Below are 16348 nucleotides of genomic sequence, written 5' to 3' on the forward strand. Positions count from 1 at the left end.
AAATGATAAAAAATCTGCAAAAAAAGAGAGCGGTAGTTCTTCTGGTACTTGTAGTGGTTGGCGCTGCGTTCATCTTGCTTGGAAAGGTGGGGGCAAAAACTGGGCAGGCGGAGATGGCGATGAATCAAGCGATAACTGAGATCCAGTCGGGTCCTGATCGTAGTGTCAAAAATCAGGGCTTCCATGTCATGAATCATCCATCGGGTGTGTACTCCTACACCAAGAACTGGGATGACGCGAAAGAGCGAGGCGTTGTAAGGTTTTCACACGGTAAGAACTCGTTCGAAGTCTCCAACGTTACGATCTTGACGGGATTGGGCGATCGCAACTTCCCAGAAAATGGCGTTGACAACTGGAGTCTCATGCTCGGACTAGGCCCCGAGAAAATGGATTCTTACGAAGACGCACGCAAGAAGATCACGTCCTTGCTGGCCCAATTACGCGCTGCTGGATGGCAGAGGTATATCGAAGGATCCGATCCTCGGCTGTCGGGAAAACAGGCAATGTTGTATGCCTTGTCGCACTCCGGACAGACGTATTCACTTGATTCGACCTATACCGTCACGCCCGAAGAGTGGAAGCGGCTCGTTGTTGCTGAACCGGTGTGGGAATTTTATGCGGACGGAATTTTTCTGAATCTGACGTTATCGTACTGGTCGTCCAATGCCCCTGACGTGGGGCGTTATCTGGTGAGTATCAAGATCAGCACCGCGGCTGACAATTACTCGCCGTATTTTTCAGACGACGACGATGACAAGAAGCGGCACTGGAAGAAGTATTTATCCGACAGGCTGGCACCGGTTCGCAATGAACGGAATGTTGTCGAGGCCAGGCTTGATCCGCATGAGTTCAAGATTGATACCTCGTACATGCCGCCGCCATTTGAAGCACCGGACTTCTCGGCTCAGAGCGGTGGGGCTCAGTGATCAGCGAGGGACGATTGGATGCAACGAGCCAGCTTGCAGGGAAAAGCGCAGATCGTAGTGGGCGATATGACCAGTCACGGTGGCAAGGTCATTTCAGGCAGTCCGTCATCGACCTGGAGTGCGGCCAGGATTCCCATCGCCCGGAAGGGCGACCAGGTCACCTGTCCGCGTTGTGCTCCCCATCTGTTTGAAATAGCGGAGGGCCTGGAGGGTTGTGAGGATTTCGGACAACTGATGGCGATCGAGGGGCATAAGACTACGTGTGGTGCCATCCTGATTGCCCAGCCCGCGCCGGGAGATGAATGATGTCGTTTCGACTGCGAAAGAGGTGAGGCTGACCTACGGGGGAATATGCGCTACGGTACGCGTCGATGGAAGCTGGCGAGACTGCGTAAATGCTTAGAGATGAGAAGTTCGCGCGCATCGAGCAACTGCTCAAACATTGAATGAGTGAAGACGCGCGCGTGCGGGCAATCGGTGCCATTCCTGGCGTCGGGCGTATGACAGCGACAGCAGCCGTCGTGACAATCGGTGACGCGGAGACCTTCAAGTCTGGCGTGAATTCGCTGCGTCATTGGGTCTTGTGCCGCGCCAGGTCGGTTCAGGTGGAAGAACGACCCAGCCCGGGATCAGCAATTCGTAGCCGGCGGCGGCGGTGCTTGCCGCACCTGCTCCTCAGCGCGATCCGGTTGGCACCGTTTCGATTGCGCCGTGAGTGGTGACACAATTATCGTCGCAACGGTGTTACTTTTATTACGGCTACGGCAACAAGTTCTTCGCAAGCCGGAGGCATCCATATGAAGACCATGGAGAGTGAGATTCTGCGTGAAACAGTCGAGCATGGTCGGGAAAAAATGGATAGCGCACTCGCCGTTGCTGCCCGAGGGCGATCAGTGAAGCTGGTCTAAAAGGTTCTTGGAGTGTCATGCTACGAAACGTAGGGGCACGACTGTCACGTCCGGCTAGATGGCAGGATGGCTGTCAATCGAGGCATACAGACGATGCGAGCGTGGCTGAGTAAATCCGGTGCGTCGCCGGCGATTTGCCCAGCTATGGCGATCGTCGGGTCTAAGGCGCTACTTTCGTTGCATCCAATCGCTAATTGAGTATTATTTTCCAATATCCAAGCCCGGGAAATCTTGTGCAAGCGATTGCTCTAACGTTCTTTGCTTCGTTGCTTTACAGTATGGGTTTATTCGTCTATCTCCCCTGCAAGCTGTACTGGATTAACCGAACGTCCCGAGATATATGGGCCTATCTTTCAAGAACCCGGCTATTTTTAACCGGGCTTGTGTTTCTGATTGCATCGCCAGGGCCGGGTTTCATCGCAGTTCTGATAAGTGCAGCCGGCGTGAGTGGTAGCCACAGTGCATCGGTGCCCGACTGGCTAGAGTCATTCGGCTGGACTTTCTTCGGCACTTGGCTCGTTATAGCTGTCACCATGTTTGGCTTGATTGTTTTTCGGCCGGCCAAGACCGCTGCGACTGATGCGAACGACTGAGGATAATTCGGGCCGCGGTGTTAAAGATGCCCCGTTTCGCCTATCGTTTTCTGAGAGTTCCATGGCGAAGGTGCTTTGACGCTACACGCTTAGAGGAGCAACTCCTAAATTCGGGGAAAACGCTGGAACAACGTTTTGTCATCAAGGATGTACTTCCGTATTCCGCTGCAGTTCCGGGGACTGACATGGGTGGTGATATTTTCTGGAAGCACGCAGACTGCTGGACGTATCGGAGCGATGAAGCCACACGTTACACGTTAGAGCAGGAGCAAGCCGAACTGGCGCGGCTGTGAAGGCCCATTGCCCGAAGGCGGAGACCAATCCGGAGCATTGAGTAGGGCGTCTTTCGGCAGCGCTCCGGGATTGGCTGTTACGGAGTTCGAGAACACTGCGTCTTGCGCTTGAGCGCAGTTCACAACGTCGGGGTTGTGGTTTCCGATTTGAGAATTACTCGCGTATGCCCAGAGTGACGAGTAGATGCGAACCGATCATCTGATCGAATCTTGTCAGATCTGGCTATCGTCCAATGGGGCATATTGCGACTGGCTCGAGCGGGCGAAGTTGATTGAAGCTCGCCGCTGGATGGCGCAAGAGGTGCACACGTTGCCTTTACCTCGTGACGAAGCCGACCTGCTAAAGCTTTTCAATCTTGACGGCGCCTGGTTCCTCGATTACCGCTCGGCACTCGTCCGAGATGTTCACGCACTGAGCTTGGCATATCTCAGAGCCGTCGACCGTCAGTGACGGTGTGCGACCCGTTTCTGCCGTTCGTTCCGTCGACGTCCAGAGGCAGGTTTCAGTGAATACCGGTCGACCGAGTCACCTGAAATTTCGGGCTGGCGCTTAGCCACGGCAGTTGCCGACCGACGCGTAATGCACGCTCAGGCTTTTGTTAGCTGATAGTGCTTGGACGCACGGGTCCGATTTCCGCAGGTCTCAGCCTTGCACCACCGCCTGCGCTTATTCTTTGAGCGATCGACGAACAGCCAGGAGCAGCGTTCGCACTCCTTCACGTTGGGCGTTTCACTGCCTAAAATAAGCTTCTGAGCATCTAGAGCGATACGGTTCAGCATCGTGTTCAGGCCAGCCTTTTCCTGATCGATCTTCCAATCGTACCCACCGGGGTAACTCTTCAAACGGGCGGTGTCGAGTGCTGCGGCAATGGCAGCACGCAAGCAATCCTCATCCTCAGATTTCGCCTCGTGGCCAGCTGCTAGCGCGGAAAAGAGCCGATACAGACATTCCCGAAAAAATCGCAGCTTCTTGGCGTTGCATTCGGCTTCCGTGGGTACTCGCTGGGCCATGGCCCGCAGACGCAGGCTCTCACTTTCAGAAACCGCGCCAGCGGCGCAGGCCCATTCGATGGCTGCCGAATAGTCAGGTAAGCGCTCGTGGTCCCGCGTCTTGTCCCAGCCTCCCTGGGTGTTCGCAAAATCCAGGCACAAAGCCCCTCCAGCAAAACTGCCGGCGTTCCATTCCTGATCGTCCATTGTCGCTTTCCAGTCACCGAAACATAACGCTTAAAACTAATTTTACACGTTAGATGAAAACAAGGTAGAGTAATGCGTGAATACCATTTAGACCGTTAGACGAGGGCGCCATGGGCTGGGGTCTCGATCGTTGTTACGAATTTCGTGGTCAGGCAGTTCGCTACTCGATACGAGGCGAAGGCTCACCCTTGATCTTTGTGCATGGCACGCCTTTCTCCTCTTACGTGTGGCGTCGCATTGCTCCGCACTTTTACGCGATCCATCGAGTGCATTGCTACGATTTGCTCGGCTATGGACAGTCCGAGCAACGGCAAGGACAAGACGTATCGCTAGGCCTGCAAAATCTGCTACTCGCGGAATTGCTTGATCACTGGGCGGTGGAGCGGCCGGACGTCGTAGCACACGATTTTGGTGGTGCTACGGCCTTAAGGGCGCATTTGTTGGGGGGCAAGGAATACCGCAGTCTGACGCTTATTGATCCGGTGGCGCTATCGCCCTGGGGCTCCCCATTCGTGCAACATGTCCGGCAGCACGAAGCTGCGTTTGGCGGTCTTCCGGAATATATTCACCGCGCCATCGTGCCTGCCTACGTACGTGGTGCCATACAGCGTCCCATGACTGACGAGGAGATTCACCCCTATGTGCAACCCTGGCTAGGCGCCGTGGGGCAAGCCGCGTTTTACCGCCAGATTGCACAGATGGATCAGCGCTACACCGAGGAAGTTTCCGCGCTCTACTCAAAGGTGCGCTGCCAAACGTTAGTGCTTTGGGGGGAAGACGATCAATGGATCCCTGCGGAGCGCGGTCGGCAGTTGCAGCTCGCTATCCCTGGCGCACAACTGCAAGTGATTGCCAACGCCGGGCATCTCGTACAAGAGGACGCTCCGGAAGCCATTGTGGCTGCGTTGTTGCGTTTCCTGTCTGAAAAGAGATGACCGTCAGTTGCACCGACACAAGGAGCTTCGCTCACATTGCGTGAAGAGGTGTCCTGCGCCTTTGACAGACAACTCGGCGACAATGTTCGGTCAGTAAGCGGCGGCGACCGAACGGATTGCCATCATTCAAAGGTCGGCTTCTGCCTTATTCAGTTGCCTGTAGTCGACCCGTTGCAGCCGTTCCCCCGTTCTTTGCCGAACGGCTGGTTCTGAACTCTAACAGCCGGTCGGTACGAAGCTCGACAGCATATCGTTCGGCATCGTACATACACCTCGTCAAGTCAGACGCGATTCTGCAATTCGTTTGGGTGAAGAAATGGGCATCTACCAGTAGTGGGGACGAACATGTCTGAGGACTCAAGCAAATGCGATGCTTGATCCCAGTGGCTTTTCGAAAAAACTACAGCTGGGAGGCAACATGAATGCACGACGTCTCGTCATTTGTGCGGTCGTACTTACAGCACTGTCACAAGCCGCACCGGCGAGGGTGATGAACTTCGAGAGCCACCGCCGGGAGCCACAGAATTCGTTCAGCGATAGTCCGGAACTGAATCCGAGTCCGCACGCGGACGTTGTCATCCAAGGAAAAAAGGATCCCCGTATCGAGCTTTGGTTTATTGCAACTTACAGTACGACCAACGACGCATGCCGTGCGCGTTCGCTTGCTATGGTATTGACTGGCGCTCCGAAGGTAGCGCAGACGATCTACGACACCGTACGCGTGCCTGCCGGGGAATCGAAATTCTCAGTTCACATTTACCTCGATCGCTACAGCCCTGGTCGATGCGGGTGGACTCCGATTATTATTGACCGCGCGGAATTTGTACCTGACGAGGCCCGCGGTCCTGGCGCAATGACGGGTTTCGTGCTTGTCGGAGACAAAGGCATCGGCCGTATGAGTTTCATATTTCGCTGCCAACGGTACAGTAATCTACCAGGCGCAGAGCCGAGCCTCGTCCTGCGATGCATGGGAATACGGCGCCGGGAGAGCGATGGGCATGAAGTGTCGATAGACGGAGGAATAATCGACATCGATGCGCAGCTAGTACCGGGAGCAGCAGTACCCGCAGTACCGCCTAAACCGGGGGCAAATTGGGGCAAAGTGCACGGCGCATAACGAGGTAAGCGAACCACCGAGGGTGATCGTGGTGAGGGTGACAGTTTTTCTGCGGCCGAATTCGCCCCGGACCAGGACTTCGCCCAGATTTTCCTGACGTGGGAACTGCCCATAGAAGACGCCAATATTGGAAGCGCGCTGAAGATCGTTTTCGATATTGCTTCCTCGACGTCGCTGCAACTCGAGAAAGAGCAAGTCTGGTTCAACGGCTCACCAGCCGCCGTGTGTCCGCAATCGGGCCGCTTGTTCCGCGTTGATTAGCATTCGAGTCACGGCCCAGTACCGTGCACAGAAACGCCGGCTGAACGGGAAAACAATTGCGTCGACCGGTTGAATCCGCAGGGTCGAGCCGACGTTTGAATGTCTGCGCGAGCATCAAGGCGATTGACCGGCAAGCGTTCGCTCGCCGGCCATGCTGCTGTCAGACCTCGGTCTGCTCCACCGTCTGGAGGGCGTCGTCGACTTAAATGCCGAGGTAGCGCATTGTACTTTCCAACTTGGTGTGCCCACGCAATAGCTGCAGCGCCGGAAGGTTCTTCGTTCGTCGGTAGATCAACGAAGCCTTGGTGCGGGGCATCGTATGGGAAAGCGCCGCCAACGATCCGAGGGACTAGAAAGCGCGAACATCGATACAAGAGTTTGAAGGCAATTGACGACTTCGATGCCGCGCTGTGCGCGCTAACTGCGATATTTGTACTGGAAGGGCGGACGCATGCTTTTGGCGATGCGGCTGGCGGATATATTCACGTCCCGGCTCTGGCATTGACTGACAATAGGGCCCTCTCGGTGTGAAGTTTCCCGCTCAAATGATCGACATGCTGCCTATTGACATGCAGAGGCTCTCCAGCCTGCAGTTGAACAAACTAGCCCAACTTTATCGGTCGGCGGTTCAAGAGTAAGCTGGTCAATCAAATTCCGCGTTAGCAAAAGCGGCGAGGAAATTAGGTAGATCACCGAGCGCATCGAGATTTACCAGCCATCCGTACGCGGTCGCAGTCTTCCCACGATTCAATCGTTTCGGAAACCGGGTCATGTTCGAGTGGAAGCGATGCTCTTCGCTGACCGATGCGACTCCTGGTAATGCCCTTACCGAGGCAGGTATCAGGCTGGGATGCACCATTAGATTGATGCGATTCGTCGTCGATGTAGTCTTGACTAGATAAATGGTCTGGCCGCGTGGGGCGACGAATTCCGCGAGTTTCAAAGTCTGGTTTGTCAGTGTGTAGCCAGCCCTCTGAACTTCGACAAGGATGACCGCAACTTCATCGTTAGTGTCTTTGCTAACCATGGCGTCTTTGGCGTTGGCCAAAGGCAGGTTGGTCTGTCGAGATAACGGCATACTGGATGTCGGCATTTCAGGGTCTTCGTCGCGCTTTGCTGGCAGTTCCTGAGTAGCTTGACCGAGAAGCGAAGAGATTGCCGCACGCATCTGTTCGTAGGCGCTGTCAAGCCAGTCGGCCCGACTGCGAACCGGATTCTTGGCATCAAGCTCTTCCCTGACGACTTCCCTCAGGTAGTAGCGGGTTGTACTGCCGCCCGCGCCGGAGGGGTGGCAGAACGCTCCTAGGACTTGCTTGGGGTGGAGGTTGCCGTTTCGGATACACCAGTCTAACGCGGCTTGAGGACAGGGGCCGAGACCGACAAACAGCGTGTCTGAACTCATTTCCTTTACCGAGGGCACGAAGCAGTCGCGAAAGCATTCGCTGAGGAGCGATGATGCCAGAACTTCGTCGAAGCTTCCGGCGAACATTTTTCCTCTTTTGAAGGCAGCGTGAGGCACCACCGATGTTGACTGCAGACGGTCAGCGTGCTCCCCCCATAGCAATTCAACATCGCTGATTCCAAGCAGTCGCTCGAACTCAAAATGCCGTAGCATCTTCAACAAATTCGGGCGCATCGATGATCCACCGAAGGCACCGAACTTCTTGATTTCGCGCAGGGTCTGATCAAACGGAAGCCCCTGTCGGAGAAGTTCCTGCGCTTTGCCATACGACAGTTCAAGCTGGGTATTGCCGGGAGTGATTCCCACGATGACCAGCTTTGCATCTCGGTTGACGTACTCGAAAGGCGTGTACCGGAGTTCGTAGCCCCCTGATTGTCCAAGACTGAATTGGGGCGCTGTGATCCCTTCTGCGCCGAGGCGCATCAGATCGTTCGAGAAACGGTGGAATTGTTGGCGCTCCATCGTGTTGCCTTTGTGTTGGTCATCCGAGACACAGGTTAGCAACGCAACGTGGGAGACGGAAGTGTTATTTCCGGTACAAGCTTTGAACTTTTGCCTTTCGCTGTAATTTATTTCTACTTGCCCACGTCTCGTCTGGCGAGACAGCCTGCTGCAGACTGTAAGTTGCTCTTTGATCAAACGAGCGTCCGCCCTGCGGGCTGTTCCAAATGGAGCGACGTATCTTCAGTTGGGGGGAAGTGCGTGCGGCTATCGAAGGATTAAGCGCTAGTGTCGCGATGGGGTGCGTCCGAATGCAGCGCCTGCCGGATGTGCGCGCCGCCGGTCGTTTCCGTGCAGGCAGGTCGAGGTTGTCGCTATTGATGAATGTCGCAGGTTATCGCATACGGCCACAAGCTCAACACCTGCATTGAGCGCATGTGTTGCGTCCGTATGTCGCGGCCAATGGGGATTTGCATGCTGCAGCCTGGCGGCGAGTGCTGGATTGCGGGTCTTCACACGCTCTGCCGTCTCCTGAAAAAGCTCACCCATCATCTTTCGCGCGTGCAGAAAACCAGCGAGGGGTGGGTGGGGGAAAATGCCCACGTTGTTGGTGCCGATGCGGCCACGCACCAATCGTGGTTTCCGCTCAAGGATGTCGACGGACATCCTGTGCTGCGCATCATGGCGCCGCGTTGAGCGCATGGGCCAGGGGCGGGATTGCCTCAGTCCTCGCGTGTGGCACGCGGCGCGTCGCGCTCAAGCTTCGCCTGTCGCCGGGATCTTTCGTTGAGAATCTGGTGACGACGGTGATCAGTCATCTTTCTCCAGCCACGCGCTTCCTCACGCGTGCGCAGGCAGGCGGTGCAGAAACCGGTCTTGCCATCGAAAGCGCAGAGATCGATACAGGGGGATTTGACTGCCATGGTCTTACTTGAAATAGCTGTGAACGACTTCGATGAGCTGTTCGGTACCGCTGCCGTGCTCGTCGTCGTGCGGTTCGGCATCAACGAGGTGCGTTCGGATATGGTCCTCAAGCACAACGGCAAGCAGCCCGTTCATGGCGCCGCGGCTGCTCGTGATGAGCTGAAGGACGTCCATGCAGCCGCGTTCGTCCTCAAGCGCGCGTTCGATGGCTTCAACCTGCCCCTTGATACGACGCACACGGTTGAGCAGTTTCTGTTTTTCGCGAATCGTATGGCTCATGCCTGACCTCGACGGAATGAAAGGCCGGTGCTGACGTCCGGCGTGGCAAAGGGGAGGATGGTAACCGTTTTCAGTGTGTCATCGCATCGCGTGCGGGCGATGCGATGACACGGTCCCCGTCCCTGGGGACTACGCCCCAAGTGCGGTAATCCCCTGATAGCCGACGAAAATCCCAACCAGCATGATCAGCGCGCCCGAAAAATACGGGGCTTTCCGGGCGAAATCGCCGAATCCCCCCCACTTCTTCGAGACGTGTTTCACGCTCAGCGCGGCCAGTGTGCCGGAGGCCACCATCGTGAGTGCGAGACCGACGCTGAAGCACAGCACGAGCGACGCGCCCAGCGCAAAGCGCTTGAGTTGCAGGCACAGCAACAGCACCGTGATCGAGGCGGGGCACGGGACCAGACCGCCCGTGAGGCCGAACATGACGATCTGGCCCGTGGTCACATCGCGGTTGGCGAAGCGGCGGCGGATGTCGTTCGCGTGAGCGCGCTCGTGGGCGTCCTGATACTCGCCGGAAGCGATGTCCAGACCGGCGTGATCATGGTCGTGTTCGACGAATTCGACGTCGTAGTCGTGGCTATGGCGGTCGTGTCCCAGCGTCAGGCGCGCGGTGAACGCGTGCGGCTCGGGAATGACCTCAAGCGATTCCAGATAGCCGCGGCGCTGGACGAACGTGAAAGTCTGGATGCTGCCGCCCGGGCGCTCGGTCTGGATGCGCGCCTCCGCTGCATTCCACACGTGACCACGCTCGCTTTCGGTGCTCAGACGGAATCGCGGGGGCACGCCGTTCTCGAAGACCTCAAGCCGCACGATGCCGTGTCCGGTGTCGATGAGCTTGGCCTCGTCGCCATGATCATGATGGTGATGGGCGTGCGCGTGATGCTGCTCGCGCCAGGTACGCCAGATCATCCACGCCGCGACGCCGACGATCAATATCGCCGAGGCGACCTGAAAGTACGGTTCGCTGGTCGCGGCGTTCCAGTTGCGTCCGAAATACATACCGGCCAGCGCGATCGCCCAGACCACGGCCGTATGCGAGAGCGTCGCGGAAAGACCGAGCAGGATGGCCTGCCCGACCGTGCCGCGGATCGCCACGATGAACGCGGCCATCATCGTCTTCGAATGGCCCGGTTCCAGACCATGCAGCGCGCCCAGCAGGATTGCGCTGGGGATGAACAGCCACGCACTGGATGCGCCCTGTGAGAGAAGGGTGGAAAAGTCCGTCATTCTGTTATTCCTTGCCTGAAGTCCCTGTGGACTACGTCGGTGAGAGCTTCCCGCTCGCGGCCGTGCCCACCAGGGCGTGCCTGTGTGGGGTCATATCGATGGATTTGTGGGAAGCGAACCGTTAATGCCGGCTGGGCCTGTGCCTCGCCCCATGCCTTGATGCAGCCAGTTGGTCGCACAACGCATGGCATCGCGGTCCGAATCTGGTTTCACATATACGGTAGGGGGGTATATTACATCATATGGGGTAGGGGGGTATACCAAATTCCCTGCACGACCGAGCGCGCGGCGAGGCGGCGTGCTCGTGCGAATTTCTGGGTGGAGGCGATCGCGAGGAACGAGGGCGCGCTGAGGGTCAATGCGCGAGATCGGGTTGAGCGTAACGAAAACGCTTCGAGACATAGGAGGGTGCCTCGTATCTGCTCACTCAAACGTTCACATTTTCAGATCAAGGCGTCCATATCGTGACTGGCTGACCGCGCGCTCACCTTCACACCGGCCTGACAGGCCGACTATCTCTCAAGATTGAATTTGATTCAGCTTTTGTGGCGTCAGTGACAGAAGCAGGGGATCATCTCCACTGGTTCAGGGAGAGAGTGGCCATGAGCGCCAACGACAAACCAGGTGGTCGCCGCTGGTCAGGGCGGCGTGCGTACGCAGCGCGGATGCTGGCTGCCGGAACGAGCATCGCGCAAGTCGCTTCTGTGCTGGGGTTGAGTCCAGCGACAGCACGGCGCTATCAGAGCGCTTTCGCAGTCGGCGGCGCGCAAGCGTTGATGGGAATGGGCGACGTCGGACGCAGGCCGCGTCTCACCACCGAGGATCTCGCGCGGCTAATTCAATCCATCAGGCAGCCTCCGAGCGGGAATTCCAGATCTGCTATTCCTACTCCCACATCAATCGCCTGATTCGGGACCATGGGCTTCAACATTGGATACGCCATGGAGTGCGGTGATACTCGTACCAACTGCGCTGATTTCGGCACATCGTGCATAGGCTGTTCCCAATGGCAGTTTTCGCATCTGCATCGGCCGTTCGAATCTCTGAGAACCCACTCCAGCGAGCGGCTGGAACTGGCCGTTCAGCGCCCGCCGACGGAACGCGACGTTCGTGTCGGGCGTGGGCGTGATGCAAATGGCATAACACGCCCGAAGCGGTCTCTCGCTGCACTCTAAAGCGGTCGCAGGTCGGCCATGTGCAAATCGGTACCACTGTCGAAACTCAGCCGATCTCTTTCTGGTAAAGCGACTCGATGTAGTCTCCATGCTCGGGTATCGGCTGGGTTCGCAACCGGACGAAACCAAGAGACTCATAGTAGTCACATAGCTTGGTGTTTCTCACGTCGCAGCCAAGCCGAACAAAACGTCGACTCCGGATGCTTATCTGGGCAGCACACCAATCGACCATGAATCTGCCAAGTCCGTTGCCGTTAAAGCCCTTTCTCACACAAAGCCCATGCACATAACCCGCGATAGGTTCTTGCTCCCCCCAGTAAGGTTCATCGTCCCAATCCAGAGAGAACGTTCCAATAGGTACGCCATCTTGCTCGACGACATAGACCTCCCGTCGCGAAAGACTTCTTAGCACCCATCCTTCGGAAAATCCGTCTCCTTCCTTGCCCCAAGCATAGTCACCATGCGCAACCTTCTTTGCGTGTGCATCGTTCCGGATCTTTGTGAGCACCGGCACGTCAACTACCGCTGCTCGGCGGACGCTGTGGGAAGTCATCGTGTATTTCTCTGTGGATTCGTTTTGGTGCTGCTAAGGAAAGCGGTCACTCCACCTGCGTGTTGGTAAGCGACCGGATACGGCGTACGCCCTCTTCGGGAGTGCAGGTCGATGTATCCAAGCTCATAGAGTAGGATCTCGAATAAGCGGGAGTCCCGAATTGCTCAGGTCACACTATCGAATCAGACCGCGGGTTGACCGCGCCAGGAAATCGTAAAACGGCTGGACTTCGCGATGCGACGCCGCGATCCGCGCGATTTCGGGCTTGGCTTCCTCCAAGGTTTTCCCACTCCGATATAGCACCCTGTAAGCCTCGCGGATAGCCTGAATGGCATTCTTGCTAAAGCCGCGTCGCTCTAGACCGATCGTGTTGACGCCTTTCGGTGAAGCATGATTTCCTTGGGCGATCACGTAAGGCGGCACATCCTGTGCAATGCCCGAACATCCGCCGACCATGACGTGTGCGCCAACCGAGCAAAATTGGTGGATTGCACACAAGCCGCCCACGATGACGTATTCGTCGAGAGTGACATGCCCAGCAAGCGTCGCGTTATTCGCAAGGACGCAATGGTCAGCTACGACGCAATCGTGTGCAATATGGGCGTTGACCATCAGCATGTTGCCGCTTCCGATCTTTGTGGTCCCACCGCCTTGAACGGTTCCCCTGTGGATCGTCACGCTTTCATGTATTTTATTTCGGTCGCCTATCTCGACGAACGTCGTCTCACCGGCATATTTGAGATCCTGATTTTCCTCGCCGATGGTGGCAAAGGGAAATATTTGGTTGTCGCGGCCAATGCGGGTGTGCCCGCTCACGACAACATGTGACTTAAGCACCGAGCCTTCGCCAATCTCAACGTTGCCCTCTACGTGACAAAATGGGCCGATCCGAACTCGGGCGCCAATCTTTGCACCTTCCTCGATCACAGCGCCTGGATGAATGATTGCAGTTTCGTGAATCACAGATCGAATCCCTGTTTGAGCTAATATGGGCAACGATGATCGACAACACATCGCATCGGATTCGATATATTACCCAGTTGCTCCAAGTTGCTGCATTTCGGTCAATTCACTCCAGAATCGAGTCAACATAGCGCACGTGAGAGTAGTCGTTGACCCGATTCCACTGACGATGCGTAAAGCATATTCTCGGGCGCGCATCACGATGCCTTGTGCGAAGAGGGTGATCCAACGATAAGGCGGTAAATCGTGCACCATGCTGTAAGCCATGAGCGAAAGTGAGCCTTGAACATGCACGCAAAGAAACTTCCCATGGTCGATGATCTGGACCGCAAAGTGGCTCAATTCCTCGCTGACTCGGAGGATGCTTTCAGCGGTGCATATCTGGTTCGAATCAACGGGATGTTGCGACTGAGAGGCGCGGCAGGGCTCGCCAATCGAGAGTTTAAAGTCCCCAATCAGCCGTCGACGCGGTTTCGCATTGGCTCGGTCACGAAGCAGTTCACGGCTGCAACCATTCTTCTTCTTGCCGAAGAGCAGTCGCTTGCGCTCGACGATTCCATCGCTCGATTCATTCCCGAAACCAACCGCGCATGGCGCGACATTACGATCCGGATGCTCCTGTGCCACCGCTCCGGTATCCCGAACTACACGTCGCTTGAAAGCTTTCCCAAGGAGTTCTCGAAGATTGACCGCACGCCCGCAGAAGTCATTGCACTGGTGGGAAAGCTAGAGCTGGATTTCGCACCGGGAACAAGCGCGAGGTACAGCAACTCAGGGTACACCGCACTGGGCTGTGTAATTGAGGCAGTGTGTTCACAACCTTACGCTGAGGCCTTGAAAGCCCGGCTATTCGAACCGCTGGGAATGACCAGCACTGGCTACGATGACGGCTCCTCGCTCATTCCGTCGCTTGCGAGCGGTTACTTCTTCGACGGTCAGGAATGGACCCGCGCGCCACATATCGCTATGAGCTTGCCTTTCGCAGCCGGCGGGCTCTACTCGACAGTCGACGACCTCGCGGTCTGGCAAGACGTGTTACATGGGGGTGCGTTGCTTCGGGACGAGTCCCGTAATGCCATGTTCGCTGATCACGGCGATGGTCTGGGATTCGGAATGATGGTCAACAAGGTCGATCCGCAAGTTCGATTTCATTGGGGTGGCATAAGCGGATTTCTTGCTGGAGCCTCGCGCGTCATTGGCGCCAACTGGACTGCCGATGTAATCGTGCTGTCGAACAACGGAAACGGTGACTCAAAACTGAAATCAGATCCGATTTACATCTCTAAAGGCTTGCTTGCACTCGCTTTGGGCAAGCCGTTCGATGCACCTGGTGTAATTCCTTTCTGATAGTGGACCGGCTCTATCGTCGACGATGATTCTCATCGATCGTCGATCAGCCATCCTTCCGAACTCATGCGATCGCGCGCCTGGTCCGGAGTCCAGTTCGTCAGGGTTCTGCGAGCCGTGACATAGGCGCTGTCGGAAAGCCGATTTCGTACGGACTCGAATCTCGCAAACCAGAACGATCCTGCAGCAGGAGGCGTGTTCGGCTGATGTAGCGCGCTGTCGATGATGTTCGCTGCCTCCATCTCCAGAAGTGCTCTGAACGTTACCTCATCCAGATCGACGCTAGCATTCATCGACGGCAGCGGGACAGAATATGGCGCTGCCGCTTGACCGGAAAATAGTGCGCTGCGGTCCGCCATGCAAAAGAGATAGACCAAGTTTTCAGCCTCTTCACCAATAATCTCTCGTATCTCGGAGCGACGATCCACGGAGACGGCTTTTTCACGAAACTCCTCCGTCCCGTAAATGCTGTGAAAGGCTCCAGCAGCAACAAGCGTGGGCGGACTACCCCACCTCTCAAGCCACCGTCCTGTCTCGATAAGGTGTGCCGTCAACGGTCTTCCGAAATGCAATATCTCATCAGTCCCGAACCCGCGCATCTCTGTTTGCAATTGCTCCAGCATGGATACCCCTCATGGTCGACGGTGAGCGATTGTCAGCAATCTAGCTTGAATCGCCGAACGTCTCAATGTGGCCGCCCACGGACTCATGCGCGTTGCATCGTCACCCGAGCGGTTGCACACGACCGGCTCGGTGCGATCCTCACCGGATACCGAGGCGTTGAGAAGGAATTGCTTTCTGTTCACAGCGGCAATCAACGGTAAGAATGTGCTTGCTCATGCTGAGCGCTTTACCGCAACAGTCGACGCTTTAAAGGTCTTAAATTGAGAAACAATAAATGGTTTGCCACTGCGCTGGCCGCCGTCACTTTCCAGGTCCATGCCCAGACCCCGGACTCCGTGCGGTATGTCCCAGCGACAGGAATGCTCGTCGTCACCGATGCAGATCACACTGAAAAGCAATGTCGGATCAATACGGAGCTTGAGAAAGCGACGCCCGTTTTCAATTGGAATAAAACGATTGTCACTCTTGGCAACGTCGAATACGTGAGCGTCACGTCGGTTACCAACTGCGCCAGTGGCGCTGCTTCGATCGAACGTATTCCCGACAAGGCCGGCACCGTGACCGACGTAAACATCGCGGCTGGCCTGTATCTCTCGGTTGCCGTCGTGAGCTCTAGCCCCCTCATGTACACCGCATTGGTTGCGAAGCTCGGAAGCAGACAGCCTGTTGCCAACTTTTTTGGGATGTATAGCCCGGCGAAGAGCACGTCGCGCGTGCTCAAGGAATCGTTCACCTACAGCGACTCAAGGCCTGGCCGGATTTCTCCCGACGGGCGCTACGTGAGCGCTGATGGCAGCATGCGATGCACGCCGGAGTCTTATCCGGGCGTATGGGATCTAAAGCGTAAGCAAAAGGTCGTACGCGAAGCCGGTTGCGAATCGCTTTTCACATCCTCTTGATTTAGTGGGTATCTTGGCGTTCTTCAAACAAAGCTTGGAAGCCTGACGACCTTAAGCGCATTGCGCAATAGAGCAGCAGGGGTTGTAACCAGTCGCTTACAAAAGGAGGGTCTTCAAACGACCGGCGAGCGGCACATCCGAAGGACCGCTTTTGGCCGCGCACGGACTCATGCATTTTGCATCGCGTCGTCCGCGGATGATCGCGGACGACCATCCCGAGG

The 16348-nt window shown here is 56.4% G+C and carries 16 protein-coding genes and 3 pseudogenes; 10 read left to right on the plus strand and 9 right to left on the minus strand.

What is annotated here, in order from left to right:
• The first annotated feature begins 2 nt into the window (after positions 1-2).
• The 5 genes and pseudogenes from U5782_RS33575 (at position 3) to U5782_RS33595 (ending at position 3171) form a co-directional block, all read left to right on the plus strand.
• Positions 3-926, plus strand: a complete 924-nt coding sequence (locus tag U5782_RS33575; protein WP_322048158.1) for a hypothetical protein — start codon at positions 3-5, stop codon at positions 924-926.
• Positions 927-944: 18 nt separating this feature from the next.
• Complete coding sequence (locus U5782_RS33580; protein ID WP_322048159.1) at positions 945-1232, plus strand: PAAR domain-containing protein; 288 nt, start codon at positions 945-947, stop codon at positions 1230-1232.
• A gap of 146 nt (positions 1233-1378) precedes the next feature.
• Positions 1379-1560: pseudogene (locus U5782_RS33585) on the plus strand (transposase); the annotation flags it as partial.
• Positions 1561-1726: 166 nt separating this feature from the next.
• Positions 1727-1944, plus strand: a pseudogene (locus U5782_RS33590) (IS3 family transposase); the annotation flags it as partial.
• A gap of 960 nt (positions 1945-2904) precedes the next feature.
• The gene (locus tag U5782_RS33595) at positions 2905-3171 is read left to right on the plus strand and encodes a hypothetical protein (RefSeq protein WP_322048160.1); all 267 of its coding nucleotides are present in this window, start codon (positions 2905-2907) and stop codon (positions 3169-3171) included.
• Between the two features lie 137 nt (positions 3172-3308).
• On the opposite strand, the gene U5782_RS33600 is transcribed toward U5782_RS33595, so the two are convergent.
• Positions 3309-3917, minus strand: a complete 609-nt coding sequence (locus U5782_RS33600; protein ID WP_322048161.1) for a CGNR zinc finger domain-containing protein — start codon at positions 3915-3917, stop codon at positions 3309-3311.
• 110 nt (positions 3918-4027) lie between these two features.
• Here U5782_RS33600 and U5782_RS33605 point away from each other — a divergent pair, with 110 nt between their 5' ends.
• A complete protein-coding gene (locus U5782_RS33605) occupies positions 4028-4852 on the plus strand; it encodes an alpha/beta hydrolase (RefSeq protein WP_322048162.1) in 825 nt (274 codons plus the stop codon).
• Positions 4853-6432: 1580 nt separating this feature from the next.
• On the opposite strand, the pseudogene U5782_RS33610 reads toward U5782_RS33605, so the two are convergent.
• Positions 6433-6555: pseudogene (locus tag U5782_RS33610) on the minus strand (integrase); the annotation flags it as partial.
• A gap of 318 nt (positions 6556-6873) precedes the next feature.
• Positions 6874-8154, minus strand: a complete 1281-nt coding sequence (locus U5782_RS33615; protein ID WP_322048163.1) for a hypothetical protein — start codon at positions 8152-8154, stop codon at positions 6874-6876.
• Between the two features lie 453 nt (positions 8155-8607).
• Here U5782_RS33615 and U5782_RS33625 point away from each other — a divergent pair, with 453 nt between their 5' ends.
• The gene (locus tag U5782_RS33625) at positions 8608-8829 is read left to right on the plus strand and encodes a hypothetical protein (protein ID WP_322048175.1); all 222 of its coding nucleotides are present in this window, start codon (positions 8608-8610) and stop codon (positions 8827-8829) included.
• Positions 8830-8855: 26 nt separating this feature from the next.
• Here U5782_RS33625 and U5782_RS33630 read toward each other — a convergent pair whose 3' ends face one another.
• The 3 genes from U5782_RS33630 to U5782_RS33640 all read right to left on the minus strand — a co-directional run bounded on the left by U5782_RS33630 (position 8856) and on the right by U5782_RS33640 (position 10566).
• On the minus strand, positions 8856-9056 hold the full coding sequence (locus tag U5782_RS33630; RefSeq protein WP_322048165.1) for a DUF1289 domain-containing protein: 201 nt from the start codon (positions 9054-9056) through the stop codon (positions 8856-8858).
• 4 nt (positions 9057-9060) lie between these two features.
• Entirely contained in the window at positions 9061-9336 is a 276-nt protein-coding gene (locus U5782_RS33635; protein WP_115532886.1) for a metal/formaldehyde-sensitive transcriptional repressor, read from the minus strand.
• Between the two features lie 129 nt (positions 9337-9465).
• Positions 9466-10566 (minus strand): nickel/cobalt efflux protein RcnA, encoded by a 1101-nt coding sequence (locus tag U5782_RS33640; protein WP_322048166.1) that lies wholly within the window; start codon positions 10564-10566, stop codon positions 9466-9468.
• Between the two features lie 602 nt (positions 10567-11168).
• Between U5782_RS33640 and U5782_RS41715 the strand changes: the two genes are divergently transcribed.
• Positions 11169-11474 (plus strand): helix-turn-helix domain-containing protein, encoded by a 306-nt coding sequence (locus U5782_RS41715; protein WP_415914451.1) that lies wholly within the window; start codon positions 11169-11171, stop codon positions 11472-11474.
• Between the two features lie 313 nt (positions 11475-11787).
• Here U5782_RS41715 and U5782_RS33645 read toward each other — a convergent pair whose 3' ends face one another.
• Both U5782_RS33645 and lpxA read right to left on the minus strand, forming a co-directional pair.
• Positions 11788-12294: a GNAT family N-acetyltransferase gene (locus U5782_RS33645; protein WP_322048167.1), complete on the minus strand. Its 507-nt coding sequence runs from the start codon at positions 12292-12294 to the stop codon at positions 11788-11790.
• Positions 12295-12468: 174 nt separating this feature from the next.
• Positions 12469-13257: an acyl-ACP--UDP-N-acetylglucosamine O-acyltransferase gene (gene lpxA, locus U5782_RS33650; protein ID WP_322048168.1), complete on the minus strand. Its 789-nt coding sequence runs from the start codon at positions 13255-13257 to the stop codon at positions 12469-12471.
• A gap of 309 nt (positions 13258-13566) precedes the next feature.
• Between lpxA and U5782_RS33655 the strand changes: the two genes are divergently transcribed.
• A complete protein-coding gene (locus tag U5782_RS33655) occupies positions 13567-14604 on the plus strand; it encodes a serine hydrolase domain-containing protein (protein WP_322048169.1) in 1038 nt (345 codons plus the stop codon).
• Between the two features lie 32 nt (positions 14605-14636).
• Here U5782_RS33655 and U5782_RS33660 read toward each other — a convergent pair whose 3' ends face one another.
• Positions 14637-15227 carry a DUF6817 domain-containing protein gene (locus U5782_RS33660; protein WP_322048170.1) on the minus strand — a complete coding sequence of 197 codons (591 nt, stop codon included), beginning with the start codon at positions 15225-15227 and terminating at the stop codon, positions 14637-14639.
• A 360-nt stretch (positions 15228-15587) separates the two neighbouring features.
• Here U5782_RS33660 and U5782_RS33665 point away from each other — a divergent pair, with 360 nt between their 5' ends.
• The gene (locus tag U5782_RS33665; protein WP_322048171.1) at positions 15588-16127 is read left to right on the plus strand and encodes a hypothetical protein; all 540 of its coding nucleotides are present in this window, start codon (positions 15588-15590) and stop codon (positions 16125-16127) included.
• Positions 16128-16348 lie beyond the last annotated feature (221 nt).

This window comes from Paraburkholderia sp. J67 (assembly GCF_905220265.1).
GTDB lineage: Bacteria > Pseudomonadota > Gammaproteobacteria > Burkholderiales > Burkholderiaceae > Paraburkholderia.